Origin of the sequence: Kitasatospora sp. NPDC005856 (assembly GCF_040629945.1) — a bacterium.
GTDB lineage: Bacteria > Actinomycetota > Actinomycetes > Streptomycetales > Streptomycetaceae > Kitasatospora.
Window position 1 is genome coordinate 64,023 of the sequence record NZ_JBEXWT010000004.1, and the last position, 16,374, is coordinate 80,396.

A 16,374-nucleotide genomic window follows, 5' to 3' on the forward strand; every position below is an offset into this window, starting at 1 on the left:
GGGCCCGGCCGTCGGCGGCCGGGCCCGTGCCGGGACGGGGGTGTCAGCGCAGGCCGGCGAAGAGGTCGTTCTCCGGAAGGGCCGCGCCGGTGGGGTCCTTGACCCGCAGGAAGGTCTCCACGCCCATCAGCTCGCTGAACCGCTCCTTGCCCATCTTCAGGAAGAAGATGTTCTCGCCCTGGCTGGCGTGGGCGGCCAGGGCGTCGAACTTCCGGCCGCCGAACGCGGTGGTGTCCACCCAGGTGGTGATCTCCTCGTCCGGCAGGCCGATCTCCGACATGTCGGGCATCTCGGCCGCCTCCGCCGGGTCCGGATCCTCCCAGTCCCCGCCGAACTCGCGCATGACCTCGCCGAACCGCTGCATCGCCGAGCGCGGCGCCGTCGTCCAGTAGACCTTCGGCGTCAGGTCGGTCAGCTCCAGCGCCGCCATGGTGATGCGGTGGGCCTGGATGTGGTCGGGGTGGCCGTAGAACCCGTTCTCGTCGTAGGTGACGACCACGTCGGGCCGGTAGTGCCGGATCAGTTCGGCGAGGCGGGCGGCGCCCTCCTCCACCGGCGTGCGCCAGAACGACCCGGGCGCGTCGTTGCTCGCCCAGCCCATCATCCCGGAGTCGGCGTACTCCAGCAGCTCCAGGTGACTGACCTTCAGCACCTCGCAGCTGGCCTCCAGCTCCTGCCGGCGCATCGCGGCGACGGCCTCGGGGTCGTGCCCGGACTCGCCCGGCTTGACCCCTCCCGGCCCGTCACCGCACCGGCCGTCCGTACAGGTGACGAGCACCGTGCGGATGCCCTCCGCCGCGTACCGGGCGAGGACACCCCCCGTCCCGGTGGCCTCGTCATCGGGATGGGCGTGCACCGCCATCAGCGTCAAGGGCCGGTCAGCCATGAGAATCCGTCCTCCGGTGTGAAAAGTTCGCGCCCCCAGTCTGCGCCACGGGGGCAAGTGGTTTCGCCCGATCCGTGGAAGACCTACGCACGCCCGGCGGCCAGGGTGACGGGCAGCCCGGCCTCGATGCGGCGCAGCAGACGGCCGCCGTGGACGCCGGGGGCGTCGAAGCCGCGCAGGTCGTCCGGGTCGTCGTCGGTGTCGCCGTCGGTGCACAGGACCTCGGGCACCAGCACGGTCCCGGCGGCGGGTATCCCGGCGCCGGAGGGGACCAGGTACGCGGGGGCGAGGACGGGCCCGTGCAGGGTGCCTTCGATCAGGTCGGGCTCGAACTCCCCGGACAGCACCGTCACCCGGGCGTGCAGGTCGCCGTGGAGCATGACCAGCTTGTCGGTCATGCTCCCGACGAAGGCCTCCACGTGGACGCTGCCGCGCACCAGCAGCTTGGCGTCCCCCTCCAGGTAGACGGCGGCCGCCCGCAGGTCGCCGAGCACGATCAGCGCGGGGCAGCCGTCGTCGGTGTTGAGGACGGCGCCGGTGACGTCGAGGTCGCCGTCGACGACGTAGCCGGTGCCCTCCGGCTCCGCGGCGTCGAGATCGAGGTGCCCGTCGATCGACAGGGCACCGGCGTGGACGTCGTACGACTCCTCGTAGAGGTTCTCGTACGAGGTGACGGGCAGGCCACGGTGCTCGAAGAGGGCCACCGACTCGTCCCAACTGTGCAGCGTGGTGGTGATGTTCATGCGACGAACTCTGCCACGCGGCACCGTCAGCCGATCGCAACCGGATCGAGACCGACCGTTTCGCCCAACCCGGGTCCGCCGCGCCCCGGGGTTCCCTACGCTGGGGCCGATTCACTTGATCCGGCCGTTTCGGCACGGGACTTCGAGGGGGAGCCATGGAGCTCGACGCGTTCATGGAGCTGGCCGGCCCACCGATCAGCGCCGCGATCGCCGCCTACGGGGGCGCGGTCCTCACGCAGGCGGAGGAGGCGGCCGCGAATGCCACCGTGGGCCTGGGCACCCGCATCCTCCAGCGCGTCTGGCACCGGCGCGACGAGCGGCAGCGCGAGGCGCTGGAGGCAGACGTCCTCGACGCGGCGGAGGAGGACGCGGGCGCCGATGCACAGGAGGCGCTGCGGCAGGCCGTCCTGCGGACGCTGCAGCAGGACCCGGAGCTGCTGGCGGAGCTGGCCGCGCTGCTGCCCCGGCCGGAGCCGTCGCCGGTCAGCATCGTCGTGTCGGGCCAGGGGGCCATCGTCAACACCGGCACCAACGAAGGGACGATGAGTACCAGGACGGTCATCCACAAGGACGGCACCCGGTGACGTCGCCCACGCACAACTTCAGCGGCGCCGGGCAGATCGCCAACTTCAACAGCACCAACGAGGGCGTGATCGTCACCCAGGTCACGACGATCGTGCTGCCCGCCGAGACACTGCACTCCGCGGCCGACACCCCGGCCGGCGGGGTCGTCCACCTGCTCCCACCGAACCGCCGCTTCACCGGCCGCCAGCGGGAACTGACGGCGCTGCGCGAGGAGTTGAGCGCCGAACGCTCCGAGCCCGGTGCCCCGACAGTGGTCGTCCACGGGCTGGGCGGGGTCGGCAAGAGCACCCTGGCGCTGCAGTACGCCCAGAGCTTCCGCGCGGCGTACGACCTGGTCTGGTGGATCGACGCGTCCTCCCCGGGGGGTGTCGAGGAGGCGCTGGCAGGGATCGCCCGGCGGCTGAGCCCCGCCTGGGCCGGAACCGCGCAGCAGCCGGAGCTGACCGCCTGGGCCCTGGCCTGGCTCCAGCACCACACCGACTGGCTGTTGGTGTACGACAACGTCGAGGACCCGGAGCTGCTCGCGCCGCTCCTGGGCAGCCTCACCGGCGGGCACCACCTGGTCACCACCCGGCTCGCCGACGACTGGGACGAGCTCGGCGTCGCCTCGGACGGCGCGCTCCTCGTACTCGACGTCCTCCCCCAGGAGCAGGCGGCCCAGCTGCTCTGGTCCTGGGTCTCCGAGTGGGACCGGTCCGAGGAGTCGCGCTGGGAGGTCGGGCAGCTGGCCCGGGAGCTCGGCGGCCTCCCGCTCGCCCTGGAGCAGGCGGGCGCCTACCTGCGCCGGACCCGCAGCACGGTCGCCTCCTACCGCCGTCGGCTCGGGCTCCAGCTGTCCAGGGCCCCCGCCGGCCAGGACCCGCAGCGCACCGTCGCCAGGATCTGGCAGGTCACCCTCGAAGCGGTCGCCGCCGACGATCCGGCCGCGGCTGACCTCCTGCACGCCCTGGCCTGGCTCGACGCCGACGGCTGCCCGCGCGACCTGGTGTCCGGGCTGGCCCCGGACGAGGTCGCGGCCGACGACGCGCTCGGCGTCCTGCACGCGTACAGCATGATCGGCTACGCCTGGCGCGACGTACGGGTGCACCGCCTGGTCCAGGGCGTGCTGCGGGCCGACGCCCTCGCCCGGCGCCGGCCGGGGGAGGCTCCCCGGGGCCGGCGCGAGGCCGAACAGGCCGTGCTGCGGGCCGTCCAGCCGGCCGGTCCGGAGCAGGAGGCCGACGCCGCCGAGCTGGCCCGGCTGGCCGGGCAGGTCCGCGCCCTGGCGGCGACCGACCCGCGGGACAGCTGCGACACGCCGGTGTTCAGGCTCTACGCCGACACTGCCGTGCACCTGGAAACGGAGGGTCAGACCGCCCGGGCGCTGCCGCTGTACGAGGCCTACGACGCCCAGATCAGGAACGGATTCGGGCCCGACCACCCGTTCGCGCTGGTGGCCCGCTGCGCCGTCGCCCGGGTCCACCTCGCGACCGGCCGGCCCGAACGGACCGTCGAGCTCCTCACACCGCTCCTGGAGCAGAGCCTGCGGGTCCACGACGCCGGGCACCTCACCACCCTCAACATCCGCAGCCACCTCGCCTCCGCCCACCAGGCCTGCGGCCGGGTCCAACAGGCGATCGAGGAGTACGAGAAGGCCGCCGCCGACAGCCGGGACGCCCTCGGCCCGGAGCACGTCCGGACCCTGACCCTGCTGAGCGACCTGGCCGGTGCCTACGAATCCGTCGGCCGGACCGACCGGGCCATCGGGATCTACGAGGACGTCGTCCGACGGGAGTCCGCCACCGGCTACGAGAACCTGCTCCGACCCTTGCTCCGACTCAACGGCCTGCGGCTGCGGAACAACCTCGCCGGGGCGTACGAAAGCGTCGGCCGCCACCGGGAGTCGATCGCCCTCTACCGGGAGGTGCTGGCCGGCTTCGAGGAACTGGCCGGCTCCGAACACCCCGACACCCTCACCTGTCTGAGCAACCTCGGCTACACCCACGAGTCGGCCGGCGACCTGGAACCGGCTCAGGAGATCTACCGGGACGTCCTCACCCGGCGTGCGGCCGCCCTCGGCGAGGAGCACCCCGACACCCTGCTCAGCCGGAGCAACCTCGCCTACCTCTGTCTGACGACCGGCGACATCGCGACCGGGTACGACCTCTGCCGGACGACCCTGACCCAGCGCACCGGCGTGCTGGGCCCGGAGCACCCCGACACCCTGGTCAGCCTCGGCATGATGGCCTCCGCCCACGATGCGGCCGGGGAGCCGGACCAAGCACTGGCCCTGTTCGAGGAGGCCCTGCACCTGCGCCGAAAGGTCCTCGGCCCTGTTCACCCGGACACGCTGCGGAGCGCGGGGATCCTCGCGTCCGCCTACCACGAGCGGGGGGAGTCCGCCCGGGCCGTCCCCCTGTTCGAAACCGTCCTGGCCGAACAGGAGCGACTGCTCGGCCCGGAGAGCCGCGACGCCCTCGTCAGCCGCAACAACCTCGCGGCGGCCTGCCGGGCCTCGGGCGACGTGGAGCGGGCACGGTCGCTGATCACCACCGTGCTGGAGCAGCGCACCCGCCTCCTGGGCCCGGACCACCCGGACACCCTCGGCAGTCGTGCCTCCCTGGCCCGGGTGCACCAGGCCTCCGGCGATCTCACCCGGGCCATCGACGGGTACCAGGCCACCCTCGCCAGACTGACCGAGGTGGTCGGCGCGGACCACCCCGTCTCCACCGTGGTGGCGGGCCTCCTGGCCGCTGCCCTGCGCGGACGGGACGACCCCAGTCCGCCGTAGCGGCCGGGCGGTGTCACCCGTCCCGTCCCGACTCGTCCGGCGAGCCGGGACGGGACGGTTCTCCTACGATCGGACGCGACAGCGGCCCCCAGGGACGGGTTGGTTCCCATGACCGATCACATCGACGGGATCGACCCGTCGACGCCGAGCATCGCCCGGGTGTACGACTACCTGCTCGTCGGCACCGACAACTACGCCGTCGACCGCGAGATCGGCGACTTCTTCCTCCGGGAGCTGCCCGGTTCGGTGGCCTTCCCGCTCTCCAACCGCAAGGCCCTGGTCCGCGCGTTGATCGCCCTGGCCCCCGACCGGCACGGTCCCTGACCTGTCCGCACCCCGGGCAGCCGGGCCCGGCCGACCTGCGCCGACCGGGCTCCTCGCGCGCCCGCCCCGGTCAGGACAGGTAGTCCTCCAGCCCGCCGTCGCGCCGGGTGTCCAGGGTGACGCAGTGGAAGCCGCCGCCGAGCGCCCGGGAGTGCCGCAGCCGGTGCGGCAGGACGGTGATCCCGGCGTGCTCCAGCAGCTTGATCAGGCTCTCCTGGCCGGACTCGACGATCGCGGTGTCCGGGGAGACCATCAGCAGGTTCATGCTGATCCAGCTCTCGCTGAGCGCGTGCTCGGGCGCGTCCCCGGCGGGTTCGGCCGGCGGGCACCACAGGACGTCCCAGCCCTTCAGCGGCTCCGGGACGGTGTCCGGGCTGATCCGGTCGGGGTTGAGCAGCACCAGACCCGGCCGCAGCAGGGCGATGGTGCTGTCGATGTGGGTGTAGCCGTAGATGTCGCGCAGCGGGTGCAGCCGCAGGCCGCCGTCACCGAGCAGGCCGAGGGTGGACTCCAGCCACCGCAGGCCGAGTTCGTTCCCGCTGCGGGAGACCTGGTAGAACACGTCCCGACCGAGTCGCAGCACGTTCGCGGCGTCGAAGACCGGCTCGGCCTCGCCCAGCAGCGGAAGCCCGTCCTCGTCGAACTCGAAGAGCGCGTCGCTCAGCTGCGGCCGGGGCGCGGCCACCCAGCGCGCGCCGCGGCGCAGGTAGTCCTGGAAGAGTCCGCGCAGGCCGAACACCTCGAAGTAGCGCTGCCGCATCGGGCTCGCCACCTCGATCACCGTCTCGCCGACCACCAGGGTGAGGTCCCGCGGGCAGTAGGAGTGGAAGCCGCCGTCGGCCTTCCAGAGCGGGGAGGCGAACTCGGCCGCGTGGTCGACCGCCTCGGGCCGGTGGACGGTGACGCCGAGGCCGCGCAGGGTGGCCACCAGCGCGTCCAGGTCCTCCTCGGTCTCCTCCACGACCTGTCGGGAGTAGGGACCGACCTCGACCGAGCCGAGGTCGGCGGCACTGGTCTTCGGGAAGCAGGACAGCCAGGAGGACGGCTCGGTCTGCTCGGGCAGCCGGGCGCCGACGGCGGTCCCGACCACGATCTCCCGCAGTGTGGTGAATTCGTCCCAGCTGTGGACCGGACGGGCCGAATCGGACATGGCTCTCCCTTGACACGGGTTTTGGGGAAAAACGCAGACAGGACGGCTTGCGCGACGGATCGGAACCGGGCCGACCGGAACCGTGCGGCTCCGATGCGTTCGGCCTCGAACCGTACGACCCCGAGCCGCGGGGATTCGAATCGCACGAATTCGAACAGCACCGCCGGACGGCAGCGCCCGGCCGGCGCCGAAAGACCGCGAGCCTCCGACGGAGCGGCGGCCCCCCCGAACACGCGGAACCAGCGACGGAAATCGGGACGGATCAATCGCCGGGCCGGCTCCGGCCGACCACGAAGTACGGGAAATCACCGACGGGGCAACCGAATTCGCCTTTCGAAGGCCGGGATCGACGTCAAGCTACCCGGACGACCGACGGCCGCGCAAGGACCGTGATCGGCACCGGAAGCGCCAACGCCACGGCCCTGCGTCCGGCCCGCCCGTTGTTCGACTCCCCTGCTCCGACGCCGATCAACACCCGGACGGCCGGCCCGATCACCACCCCGACGACGCGGCTGCGCGCCCCGCCCCGCGGTTCACCACCGCCAGGCCCGACGGATCCGGCTCCCGCCCGCCAGGGCCAGCAGTGCCCCGCCCGCGGCGGCGACCCCGGCCACCGTCAGGTTCTGGCGCTGCGCCCGGCGCCGGTCGGCGACGGCCGCCTGGGCGGAGGCCGCCAGGAAGGCCCGCTCGACCCCGGCCGCGGCCAGCTCGCCGGCCGCCACCCGCCGCATGAGCTGCTCCAACCGCACACCCCGGTACAGCAGTTCCGGGTCCCGGTCGGCGGCAGACCAGCCCCGGGCGGCCGCGGAGAGCCTGCGCTGCTCCCCCAGCGCCTCGCCGCCCTCCGCCAGCCACTCGCGCAGCCTGGGCCAGGCCTGCGGCAGCGCATGGTGGGACAGTTCCACGCTGTCCCGGTCCACCACCACGAGACGTGCCCGGACCAGCCGTTCCATCACCTCCGGCACACCGGGGTCGTCGAACTCGGCCCGCCGGACCGGCCTGCGGGTGCCCTCGTCCCCTCCCGGCAGCAGGTCCCCCGCCGGCAGGAGCCCGCCGCCCGGCGTCAGCGCGTCACCCAGGACCATCGCGCCGTCGGCCACGTCCTCGCCGGCCCCGAGCAACTCCCCGCCGAGCCGCAGGAACACCGCGCGGGCGCGCAACTGGCCGGCCGGGTCCAGCCCGTTGTACAGCGTCTCCGCCGTCCGGGCCAGCGCGCCCTCGAAACCTCCGGTCGCCTGGAACCCGGCCAGGGTGAGCGCGTTGCCGCTGCGCCGCCGCCAGGTCTCCAGCAGCGCCGCGGACACCAGCGGGAGCGCGCCCGGCTGCTGCGCGGCGGTCGAGATGAGGACGGCCAGCAGAGCGCCCTCGACGGTACAGCCGGAGCGTAACGCCGGCTCGGTGATCGCCCGTCGCAGCTCGTCCGGCGCCGGACGGCCCACCGACAGCATCGCCTGCCGGCCGGCCTCGGCCAGCCCCGGGTGCTCGGCGAACAGCGGCCCGCACTGGTCGGAGCGGAGCACCAGCACCACCCGACACCGGGCCGGTGCCGGCACCGGCAGCCCGTCCGGCGCCTCGCCCGGAGCGCCCGCGGCGGTCGCCACCAGCGCGTCCAGGAAGCGCGCCCGCTCGGCGGCGTCCCGGCAGCGGGTCCGCAGCTGCTCGCCCTGATCCACCACCAGCACCGGATCCCCGGCCGTCGGCCCGGCGGTACCCCGCGCCGGCTCCCCGACCCGCTGCCCGAGCCGGGCGAGCGCGAGCGCGAACGCCTCCATGGGTCGTTCACCGGGAGTCAGCAGCGCCACCGGAACGCCGCCGTCGACCGGAGGCCGCCGCACCCCGCCACCGGCCCCGGCTCTTCCCCCAGACGCCGCCGCGGCGCCCGGGGCCCCGCCGAGCCGGGCCAGCAGACCGGCTCTGACCAGCGAGGACTTGCCCGCCCCGGACGGCCCGGAGAGGATCACCAACCGCCGTTCGGCCAGCAGAGCGGCCAGCCGGTCCAGCAGCGCCTCGCGGCCGAAGAAGCGCTCGGCGTCGGCCGCCTCGAACGCGGCCGGGCCCGGGTAGGGGGCGCGTCCGGCGTCCTGGGAGCGCCGCCGGGCGGCGGTGTCGGCGGCCAGTTCGGCGGCGAGCAGCTGCCAGCGGTGCCGCCACTCCCGCACGTCCCCGCCGCAGGCCTGCACATAGGCGACGGTCACGGCGAGGCTGGGCAGCCGACGGCCGCCCGCGGCCACCGACAGGCTGGCCGCCGAACAGTGGGCCCGCAGCGCGAGTTGACGGTACGGCGGACTTCCGGCGCTCTGCCGCAGAGCCCGAAGATCGCCCGCGAAGCGCAGCAGCGGCCCGTCCCCAGGGTCCAGCGGACTTTCCCGACGCGGCACAACGGCCCCCTTCTCGGTTGAAGCGGTGTCCTGAAACCTTGAGTTCCCACGCACCACACGCGCCGCGTGCGCCTCGTGTCCATCCCCCCGTTGATTCATCATGCACAGGACCGTTGGCGTCAAACAATGGTGCGTGCGGGTCGGTTGTTCCGAGTTGATGTTCAATGTCCAGCCGCACGGCGCCGAACAAAGCCGTTGGGATAGAACCGGAACCCGCAGCCTTCGCTGACTTCGGAGATATCCATGAGGTTCACGCGGTACTGCCGTTCCCTCCTGTCCACACCCGCGATGGCGGTGGAGCGGTACACCAAGAGCCACCAGTCCGGGGCCGACATCTCCATGGTCGACCTGGAGGATTCGGTCCCACCCGCCCGAAAGGAGGAGGCCCGTCACCTCGCCGAGGAGTTCTTCGCGCTCCCGTCCGCCAAGCTCGCGCGCAGCGCGGTGCGCATCAACACCCTTTCCGGACCGGACGGTCTGCGCGACCTGATCGCCATCGCCCGGTACCGCGTCAAACCGGACCTGGTACTGATCCCGATGGCCGAGTCCCCCCGGGACATCGAGATCGCCGCCGGCGCGCTCGCCGCGGACTGCCCGGAGACCGAGTTCCTGGCGGTCGTGGAGACGCCGCTGGGCATCGAGCACGCGCCCGCCATCGCGGCCGCCGGGCACCGGCTGCGCGGGCTGGTCTTCGGCTCGGCGGACTACGCCTTCGCGGTCGGCGCCCGGCTCTCCTGGGAGGCCCTGTCCCACGCCCGCGGACGGGTCGTCAACAGCGCCCGGGCGGCGGGGGTGGAGGCGATGGACGCGCCGTTCTTCGAGGTCTCCGACCTCGTCGGACTGCGCCGGGAGGCCGGGCTCGCCCGGGACTTCGGGTTCAGCGGCAAGATCGCCGTCCATCCGCGCCAACTCGAGCTGATCAACGAGATGTTCAGCCCGGACGAGGAGCTGCTGGAACGCGCCCGCCGGGTGGTCGCGGCCGGTCTGGAGAACGGCCGTTCGGTCACCGTGGTGGACGGGGTGATGGTCGGCATGCCGTTCTTCGAGGCCTCGCAGCGCCTCATCGAGCAGTTCGACCCGCCCCGGCCGGACGTACCACCGCATTCCCACCCATCACAGCGCTCACAGCACTCGCAGCACTCGCAGCACCGACCGCAGGACCACGCGCCCACCGACCCCCCGACCCACCCGACGGAGAAGTGACGATGACCGAAGAATCCATCCTCGGCCCGCGCCGGTACCGCAACGCCGAGGCCATGCTGGCCGCCGCCGACCCGGTCTGGCAGGCGGCCGCCGCCAACGGACTGATCGGCATCACGGCGGACTCGGAGTCCAACAACCGGCTGATCGTCCGCGAGACCGGCCACGAGTTCGCCAACATGGTCTCCTGCTCGTACCTGGGCCTGAACAACCATCCCGCGGTCCTGGCCGGCGCGGTGGACGCGCTGACCGAGTCCCGCGGCACCTCGCTGGTCCTCTCCACCACCCGGATCCGGCACAACCTGCTGGTGCGGATGGAGGAGGAACTCGGCGAGCTGTTCGGCGCCCACATCCTGCCGGGAGCGTCCTGCACCACGCTCACCGCCGGCATCCTGCCGCTGATCGCCTCCGGCCACCTGGACGGCACCTGTCAGGGCGGCGGCGGGCCCCGGGTGATGGTCTTCGACCGCTTCTGCCACTTCTGTATGGCGTACATGAAGCCGATCTGCGCGGACGAGTCGCTGGTGCTGACCTGTCCGCACAACGACCTGAACTACCTGGAGGACATCTGCCGCAAGTACCCGAGGGTCGCCTACGTCGCCGACGGCGCCTACTCGATGGGCGGCACCGCGGCCCTCGACGGGCTGCTCGAGCTCCAGGACCGCTACGGGCTGTTCCTCTACATCGACGACTCCCACTCGCTGTCCATAGCGGGCGAGCGCGGCGAGGGCTACGTCCGCTCCCGGCTGGAGATGAACCCGCTGACGGTGATCACCGCGAGCCTCGGCAAGGCCTTCGGCACCAGCGGCGGCGTCGCGATGCTCGGCAACCGCGAGCAGTTCGAGTTCCTGCACCGGCACGCCGGCCCGATCGGCTGGTCGCAGAACATCCCGCTGCCGATGGTCGGCGCCTCGCTGGCCAGCGCGGCCATCCACCGCTCCCCCGAACTGGCCGAGCTCCAGGGGAAGCTGGCCCGCAACATCGAGCTCTTCGACGAGCTGCTGCCGACCACCTTCGCGGGCAACGGCCTGCCGGTGCGCCGGGTCGACGTCGGGGAGGCCGAGCGCGCGGTCAAGCTGTCCGCCCAGCTCTTCGAGCGCGGCTACTACAGCTCCGCGGTGTTCTTCCCGATCGTGCCCAAGGGCGAGGCCGGGCTCCGGCTGATGCTGCGCGCCGACATGGACGAGCGGCTGATCCGCGACTTCGCCGGCCACGTCAAGGAACTCACCGCCGACCTCTAGGACCTGGGAGCAGCCGCGATGGACACCACCGAACCCGCCGGCTACCGGCGGATCGGCGAGCGCCGCTACCGCGAGGTGGTCGGTCGCTACTACGAGGAGTTCGAGGTCGGCGAGGTGGTCGAGCACCGCCCCGGACGGACCGTCACCGAGCTCGACAACGTGCTGATGAGCATGCTGAGCATGAACGACGCCCCGCTGCACATCGACGCCGCCTACAGCGCACACACCCCCTGGGGAAAGCCGATCGTCTCCAGCCTGGTGACGCTCAGCATCGTCGGCGGGATGACCGCCCGGTCGACGAGCGGGCGCACCATCGCCAACCTGGGCTGGGAGAACATCCGGATGACCCATCCGGTGTTCACCGGCGACACCCTCTACGCGGAGACGGAGACCCTCGCCAAGCGGGTGTCCGAGAGCCGCCCCGGGCAGGGCATCGTGCGCTGCCGCACCACCGGGACGAAGTCCACCGGCGAGGTCGTGGTGGTGTTCGAACGCAGCTTCCTCGTCCCGCTGCGCGGCCACGGCCTGGACGAGGTCGCCGGGTACTGACGCGGCATCGCGCGACCGGGCCCGACGGTGGGAACCGTCGGGCCCGGTCGCGTGGGCGGGGAGGGCGGCCGGTCGCCCTCCGCCTCCGCGGGGAGGGGCGGCCACCCCTCCCCGCACACCGGTCACTCCTCGCGGTGGACGTCCACCAGCACCTTGCCCCTGGTCTGCCGCGCGGCCATCGCCCGGTGCACCTCGGCCACCCCGGACAGCGGCACGGTCCGGTCGATCCAGGCCACCACCCGCTTCTCGGCGGCGAGCCGGAACAGGTGGTCGGCGACCCCCTCGAACAGCGCCCGGTCCGCCAGGACGTGCTTGAGCCAGAAGCCCTGCGCCCCCGCCGAGCCCTCGGTCAGCTCGCCCATCGTGAAGCCGTCCTCCACTCCGCCCCGCGCCCCGACCGACACCAGCCGCCCGAAGGGGGCCAGTCCGGCCAGCCCGGCGCGCAGCACCCGGCCGCCGACCGAGTCGAGGAACAGGTCCAGCCCGCCCGACTCCGCGAGCCGGGCGGCCAGGTCGGGGTCCTCGGAGTCGAGCACGGAGTCGGCGCCCAGCGAGCGCAGGAACTCCCGCTTCTCCGGCGTGGAGGCCAGGGCGACCACCCGGGACGCGCCCAGCTCCCTGGCCAGCTGCACCGCCAGGTGCCCGACCCCGCCCGCCGCCGCGGACACCCCCACCGCGTCGCCCGGCCGCAGCCGCCCCGCCAGGACCAGCGCGCCGTAGGCCGTCCCGCCCTGCTCCAGCAGCGCGAGCGCCTGCTCGTCGTCCACGCCGTCCGGCACCTCCACCGTGTGCGCCGCCTCGGGGACGGCCACCCCGGCGTACCCGCCGCCGGTGCGCAGCAGCGCGACGACCCTCCGGCCGTCCTCGCGGCGCCGCCCGACCACGTCGACGCCGAGCACCGCCGGCAGCGGCAGCTGCAGGTACTCGCCGGCGCGGATCTCCAGGTCGGCGTAGTTGAGCCCGGCCAGGGTGACGTCGACCAGCACCTGGCCCGGGCCGGCCACCGGTTCCGGCACCGTCTCGATGCGGAGCTCCTCCGGCCCGCCGTAGCGGTGGATCACCACCGCGCGCATGCCCTTTCCCGTCCCGGTCCCGTTCTCGTCCACCTGGTCCCCTACCGCCTTGCCCACGGTCACCTCGTTCACGTCGGTCACGTCAGTCACGTCGGTCACATCGGTCACATCGGTCACATCGGTCACGTCCACCTCGTCCACGGCCGTCCCTCCCCCGTCCGCCCCGGCCCTCATCAGGCGAACAGCGCGAGCAGCGCGGTCTCCAGGGTGCGGGCGGCCTCCGGGCTCTCGGCGACCGCGCAGTACATCACCGAGCCGTCGGCCGGCCCGAAGTCGCTGCTGAACAGCACACCGGTGCCGCGCTGCCGGTCGAAGGCCAGACCGGCCGCGCCGGTCTCCGCCACGGCCTCGGCGAAGGACGGCACCTTGAGGCCGGCCAGCTCCAGGAGGTGGCGCGAGCCGCGGTGCTCCTCGCGCAGCAGCCGGCCGCGGAAGACGTCGTGCAGGTGGCTGGAGCCGGTGAGCCGGCCGTTGGTCTCGTGGAAGTAGATCTCGCCCTTGGGAGTCAGCACGGCGTCCGCGCTGACCGTGCCGCGGTAGCCGATCACCCGCAGCGACTCGCCCAGCCGGGCACCCAGCTGGACGAGTTCGGCCCAGGCCCCGGCATCCGGGGTGACCGGCGGCGTGATCTCCCCGACCACCACCGGCCGCATGACCATCTCGCCGCAGCCGGACAGGACCACCGCCTTGTCGCTGATGGCGAACTCGGCGTACAGCGGCGCACAGTCGGGGAAGTACCGCTCCACCACCACCCGTTGGCCGCGCCCGGCGGTCAGCCAGCTCCACCGCTCGGCCACGTACGCGGCCACCGCCGCCCGGTCCGGCAGCGGCACCACCCGCTCGGCGCCGACCGCCTCCACCCGCTCGTCCCGGGCGAGGATCTCGTTGCCCCGGCCGCCCACCTGGTACTCGACCTTCAGCATCACGCTGTGCCCCTGCCCCAGCAGGTGCTCGACGGCGGCCTCGACCTCGGCCGGCGAACCGGCCACCCGCCCGGGCGGGATCGGCACCCCGGCGCCGGCGGCCAGCGCCCGGAACCCCGCCTTGCTGTTGACCAGGGCGTTGCCGCCCTGCGCGGCGAAGTCCAGGCCGGGCATGGCGTGCGCCACGCCGAGCGCGGCCGCCAGCTCCGCCGCCGCGCCGTTCGGCGAGACGGCCAGCACCCGGTCGACGGTGCGCCCGTCCAGGGCGCGGCCCAGCTCCGCGAGGAAGCCCGGGTCGACCAGACGGTCCGCGGTGAGCACCTGGTCGCCCTGGTCGCCCGGCGGCGGCACCACGAAGGTCAGGCTGTCGGCCCGCACCCCGGTCAGCCCGGTGACGTACGCCAGGTACTCCGGGTCCGGGCCCCAGGGCAGCACCAGGACGTCGCCGTCCTCGGCCCACCAGAGCATCCGCTGTGCCCCGCACCCGGCGTACCGCAGCTCCAGCGGCATCGCCCCGGTGGGGTCCCCGACCATCTCCTCGGTGCGGTTGTTCGCGATGCAGAGCGTCGTCATCTGGTGGACTCTCCCGGCGTTCGGCGCTGTTGCGACCCAAGGTCCTGGTCCCACGCACGGCACGGGTGTGGCGTGCGGTACCGGTCTAGCGCACCGGGGTTGTTCTGGTTCGGCCCTCGGTCATTGAACAAAACGCCGAACAACCGGTGGCCCCGTGACCTGCGCGGTCGGGCCCGCGGAAGGCCCGTCCGGCGGCGGCCACCCGCGTCGACGCCGCCGGGGGCTACGAGCCGCAGCACGCGCCGCCCGCGGCGGCCTCGGCCGGGGTGCGGCCGGGCTCGACGGTCTGCCCCTCGGGCGTGCAGCAGGCCTCCGGTGTACCGTCCGCGCTCTTGCCGAGGGTGTCGGCGTCGGCCTTGACGACGTAGACCTCCCACGGCTCCTTGCCGGGGCCGGTCACCCAGGTCTTGTCCTGGAGGGCGTAGCAGCAGGAAGTGTCGTTCTCCTCGAAGGTGGCCAGGCCTGCACCCTTGAGGCGAGCGGTGGCGGCGGCGACCTGCTCGGTGCTCTCGACTTCGATGCCGAGGTGGTCCAGACGGGTGTCCTGGTCCGGTTCGCCCTCGATGAGGACGAGCTTGAGCGGCGGCTCGGCGATGGCGAAGTTGGCGTAGCCGGGGCGGCGCTTGGCCGGCTCGGTGCCGAAGAGCCTGGAGTAGAAGGCGATGGAGCCTTCGAGGTCGGCGACGCGCAGGGCGAGCTGTACACGGGACATGGCGGTGCTCTCCGATCCGAGGTCTTGTTTCGACAGGTGTCGATACAGCGAGCTTGCCCCCTGGCTTCGACAACTGTCAACATAGACACATGTCGAATTCAGTGCCGGCCCTGGCCCGGCTGGACGAGGTCGTGGCGTGCTGCTCGCCGATGGTCCGCGAGCCGCTGGACGAGGAGGTCGCGGCCGATCTGGCGCGGATGTTCAAAGCACTGTCGGACCCGGTGCGGCTGCGACTGCTGTCCCTGATCGCCTCGCACGAGGGCGGCGAGGCCTGCGTCTGCGACCTGACCGGCCCCTTCGACGTGTCCCAGCCGACCATCTCCCACCACCTGAAGGTGCTGCGCGAGGCCGGCCTGGTCGGCTCCGAGCGGCGCGGCACCTGGGTCTACTACTGGGTCCTGCCCGCCGCCCTGACCAGGCTCTCCTCCCTGCTCCGGACTCCGGCCGGCACCACCGCCACGACCGCGGGAGCCGCCGGATGACACGGATGGCACCGCTGGGCCGGCGGACCGCGGTCGAGTTCGTCGGTACGGGCGCGCTGGTCGCGGTGGTCGTCGGCTCCGGCATCCAGGCCACCAGGCTCTCCACGGACGTCGGCGTGCAGCTGCTCGCCGACTCCCTGGCGACCGTGCTCGGCCTGGGTTTGCTGATCCTCCTCCTCGGCCCGGTCTCCGGTGCCCACTTCAACCCGGCCGTCACCCTGGCCGCCTGGTGGACCGGCCGTCGCGGCGGCGAGGGCCCGGGCCTGCGCGAGGTCGCCGCCTACGTGCCCGCACAGATCGCCGGGGCGATCGGTGGCGCGGTGCTGGCCGACGCGATGTTCGCCGAGCCACTGGTGCGCTGGTCCACCCACGAGCGCTCGGCCCCGCACCTGTGGCTCGGAGAGGTGGTCGCCACCGCCGGACTGGTCCTGGTGGTCCTCGGCCTGCCCCGCACCGGCCGAGCGCGCTTCGCCCCCGGCGCGGTGGCCGCGTACATCGGAGCGGCGTACTGGTTCACCTCCTCCACCAGCTTCGCCAACCCCGCCGTCACGATCGGCCGGGCCTTCACCGACACCTTCGCCGGCATCGCCCCCGGCTCGGTGCCGCCGTTCGTCGCCGCCCAACTCATCGGCGCGGCCGTCGGCACCGCCCTGGCCGCCGCGCTGTTCGGCCGCCCCTCCGCCACCTCCCCCGCCGCCGACGTGGTGCCACCGCACGGCGAGCACCAGCCCGCCGTCCCCGTCCGCTGAACCGCCCCCTCCTCCGTCCCGAAGGATGAACCCGCC

At 73.2% G+C, this 16,374-nt stretch carries 14 protein-coding genes and 1 pseudogene; 8 read left to right on the forward strand and 7 right to left on the reverse strand.

All coding sequences use genetic code 11. The features are described from left to right. Window positions 1-43: 43 nt before the first annotated feature. Window positions 44-886 (reverse strand): PIG-L family deacetylase, encoded by an 843-nt coding sequence (locus ABZ449_RS04625; protein ID WP_360340106.1) that lies wholly within the window; start codon window positions 884-886, stop codon window positions 44-46. Window positions 887-969: 83 nt separating this feature from the next. Beyond that, the gene (locus ABZ449_RS04630) at window positions 970-1,629 is read right to left on the reverse strand and encodes a hypothetical protein (RefSeq protein WP_360340109.1); all 660 of its coding nucleotides are present in this window, start codon (window positions 1,627-1,629) and stop codon (window positions 970-972) included. Between the two features lie 155 nt (window positions 1,630-1,784). Here ABZ449_RS04630 and ABZ449_RS04635 point away from each other — a divergent pair, with 155 nt between their 5' ends. The 3 genes and pseudogenes from ABZ449_RS04635 to ABZ449_RS04645 all read left to right on the forward strand — a co-directional run. Beyond that, window positions 1,785-2,213, forward strand: coding sequence for a hypothetical protein (locus ABZ449_RS04635; protein ID WP_360340112.1), 429 nt, complete (start codon window positions 1,785-1,787; stop codon window positions 2,211-2,213). Then, window positions 2,210-4,984 carry an FxSxx-COOH system tetratricopeptide repeat protein gene (gene fxsT, locus ABZ449_RS04640; RefSeq protein WP_360340115.1) on the forward strand — a complete coding sequence of 925 codons (2,775 nt, stop codon included), beginning with the start codon at window positions 2,210-2,212 and terminating at the stop codon, window positions 4,982-4,984. Before ABZ449_RS04635 ends, fxsT begins: the two co-directional genes overlap by 4 nt. Window positions 4,985-5,092: 108 nt before the next feature. Continuing rightward, window positions 5,093-5,287, forward strand: a pseudogene (locus ABZ449_RS04645) (SAM-dependent methyltransferase); the annotation flags it as partial. A gap of 91 nt (window positions 5,288-5,378) precedes the next feature. On the opposite strand, the gene ABZ449_RS04650 reads toward ABZ449_RS04645, so the two are convergent. Then, a complete protein-coding gene (locus tag ABZ449_RS04650) occupies window positions 5,379-6,458 on the reverse strand; it encodes an inosamine-phosphate amidinotransferase 1 (RefSeq protein ID WP_360340118.1) in 1,080 nt (359 codons plus the stop codon). Window positions 6,459-6,991: 533 nt separating this feature from the next. Next, window positions 6,992-8,836 (reverse strand): hypothetical protein, encoded by a 1,845-nt coding sequence (locus tag ABZ449_RS04655; protein WP_360340121.1) that lies wholly within the window; start codon window positions 8,834-8,836, stop codon window positions 6,992-6,994. Window positions 8,837-9,079: 243 nt separating this feature from the next. Between ABZ449_RS04655 and ABZ449_RS04660 the strand changes: the two genes are divergently transcribed. The 3 genes from ABZ449_RS04660 to ABZ449_RS04670 are packed head-to-tail and all read left to right on the forward strand — an operon-like array spanning window position 9,080 to window position 11,826. Beyond that, window positions 9,080-10,039: a CoA ester lyase gene (locus ABZ449_RS04660; protein WP_360340124.1), complete on the forward strand. Its 960-nt coding sequence runs from the start codon at window positions 9,080-9,082 to the stop codon at window positions 10,037-10,039. 2 nt (window positions 10,040-10,041) lie between these two features. Then, window positions 10,042-11,277, forward strand: a complete 1,236-nt coding sequence (locus tag ABZ449_RS04665; protein ID WP_360340127.1) for an aminotransferase class I/II-fold pyridoxal phosphate-dependent enzyme — start codon at window positions 10,042-10,044, stop codon at window positions 11,275-11,277. An 18-nt stretch (window positions 11,278-11,295) separates the two neighbouring features. Beyond that, the gene (locus tag ABZ449_RS04670; RefSeq protein ID WP_360340130.1) at window positions 11,296-11,826 is read left to right on the forward strand and encodes a MaoC family dehydratase; all 531 of its coding nucleotides are present in this window, start codon (window positions 11,296-11,298) and stop codon (window positions 11,824-11,826) included. A gap of 122 nt (window positions 11,827-11,948) precedes the next feature. On the opposite strand, the gene ABZ449_RS04675 is transcribed toward ABZ449_RS04670, so the two are convergent. From ABZ449_RS04675 to ABZ449_RS04685, 3 genes are all read right to left on the reverse strand, one after another. Next, a complete protein-coding gene (locus ABZ449_RS04675; RefSeq protein WP_360340133.1) occupies window positions 11,949-13,040 on the reverse strand; it encodes a zinc-binding dehydrogenase in 1,092 nt (363 codons plus the stop codon). A gap of 32 nt (window positions 13,041-13,072) precedes the next feature. Next, entirely contained in the window at window positions 13,073-14,395 is a 1,323-nt protein-coding gene (locus tag ABZ449_RS04680) for a peptide ligase PGM1-related protein (RefSeq protein WP_360340136.1), read from the reverse strand. Between the two features lie 223 nt (window positions 14,396-14,618). Further along, window positions 14,619-15,107, reverse strand: a complete 489-nt coding sequence (locus ABZ449_RS04685; protein ID WP_360340139.1) for an ArsI/CadI family heavy metal resistance metalloenzyme — start codon at window positions 15,105-15,107, stop codon at window positions 14,619-14,621. A 149-nt stretch (window positions 15,108-15,256) separates the two neighbouring features. Here ABZ449_RS04685 and ABZ449_RS04690 point away from each other — a divergent pair, with 149 nt between their 5' ends. Both ABZ449_RS04690 and ABZ449_RS04695 read left to right on the forward strand, forming a co-directional pair. Then, a complete protein-coding gene (locus ABZ449_RS04690) occupies window positions 15,257-15,589 on the forward strand; it encodes a metalloregulator ArsR/SmtB family transcription factor (RefSeq protein WP_360340337.1) in 333 nt (110 codons plus the stop codon). Continuing rightward, window positions 15,586-16,338 (forward strand): MIP/aquaporin family protein, encoded by a 753-nt coding sequence (locus ABZ449_RS04695; protein ID WP_360340142.1) that lies wholly within the window; start codon window positions 15,586-15,588, stop codon window positions 16,336-16,338. Before ABZ449_RS04690 ends, ABZ449_RS04695 begins: the two co-directional genes overlap by 4 nt. Window positions 16,339-16,374 lie beyond the last annotated feature (36 nt).

What these genes read in the sequence shown, in the direction of transcription:
- ABZ449_RS04625 (WP_360340106.1), bottom strand. Translation starts at nt 886, where the DNA reads ATGGCTGACCGGCCCTTGACGCTGATGGCGGTGCACGCCCATCCCGAT.
- ABZ449_RS04630 (WP_360340109.1), bottom strand. Translation starts at nt 1,629, where the DNA reads ATGAACATCACCACCACGCTGCACAGTTGGGACGAGTCGGTGGCCCTC.
- ABZ449_RS04635 (WP_360340112.1), top strand. Translation starts at nt 1,785, where the DNA reads ATGGAGCTCGACGCGTTCATGGAGCTGGCCGGCCCACCGATCAGCGCC.
- ABZ449_RS04650 (WP_360340118.1), bottom strand. Translation starts at nt 6,458, where the DNA reads ATGTCCGATTCGGCCCGTCCGGTCCACAGCTGGGACGAATTCACCACA.
- ABZ449_RS04660 (WP_360340124.1), top strand. Translation starts at nt 9,080, where the DNA reads ATGAGGTTCACGCGGTACTGCCGTTCCCTCCTGTCCACACCCGCGATG.
- ABZ449_RS04665 (WP_360340127.1), top strand. Translation starts at nt 10,042, where the DNA reads ATGACCGAAGAATCCATCCTCGGCCCGCGCCGGTACCGCAACGCCGAG.
- ABZ449_RS04670 (WP_360340130.1), top strand. Translation starts at nt 11,296, where the DNA reads ATGGACACCACCGAACCCGCCGGCTACCGGCGGATCGGCGAGCGCCGC.
- ABZ449_RS04680 (WP_360340136.1), bottom strand. Translation starts at nt 14,395, where the DNA reads ATGACGACGCTCTGCATCGCGAACAACCGCACCGAGGAGATGGTCGGG.
- ABZ449_RS04685 (WP_360340139.1), bottom strand. Translation starts at nt 15,107, where the DNA reads ATGTCCCGTGTACAGCTCGCCCTGCGCGTCGCCGACCTCGAAGGCTCC.
- ABZ449_RS04690 (WP_360340337.1), top strand. Translation starts at nt 15,257, where the DNA reads ATGGTCCGCGAGCCGCTGGACGAGGAGGTCGCGGCCGATCTGGCGCGG.
- ABZ449_RS04695 (WP_360340142.1), top strand. Translation starts at nt 15,586, where the DNA reads ATGACACGGATGGCACCGCTGGGCCGGCGGACCGCGGTCGAGTTCGTC.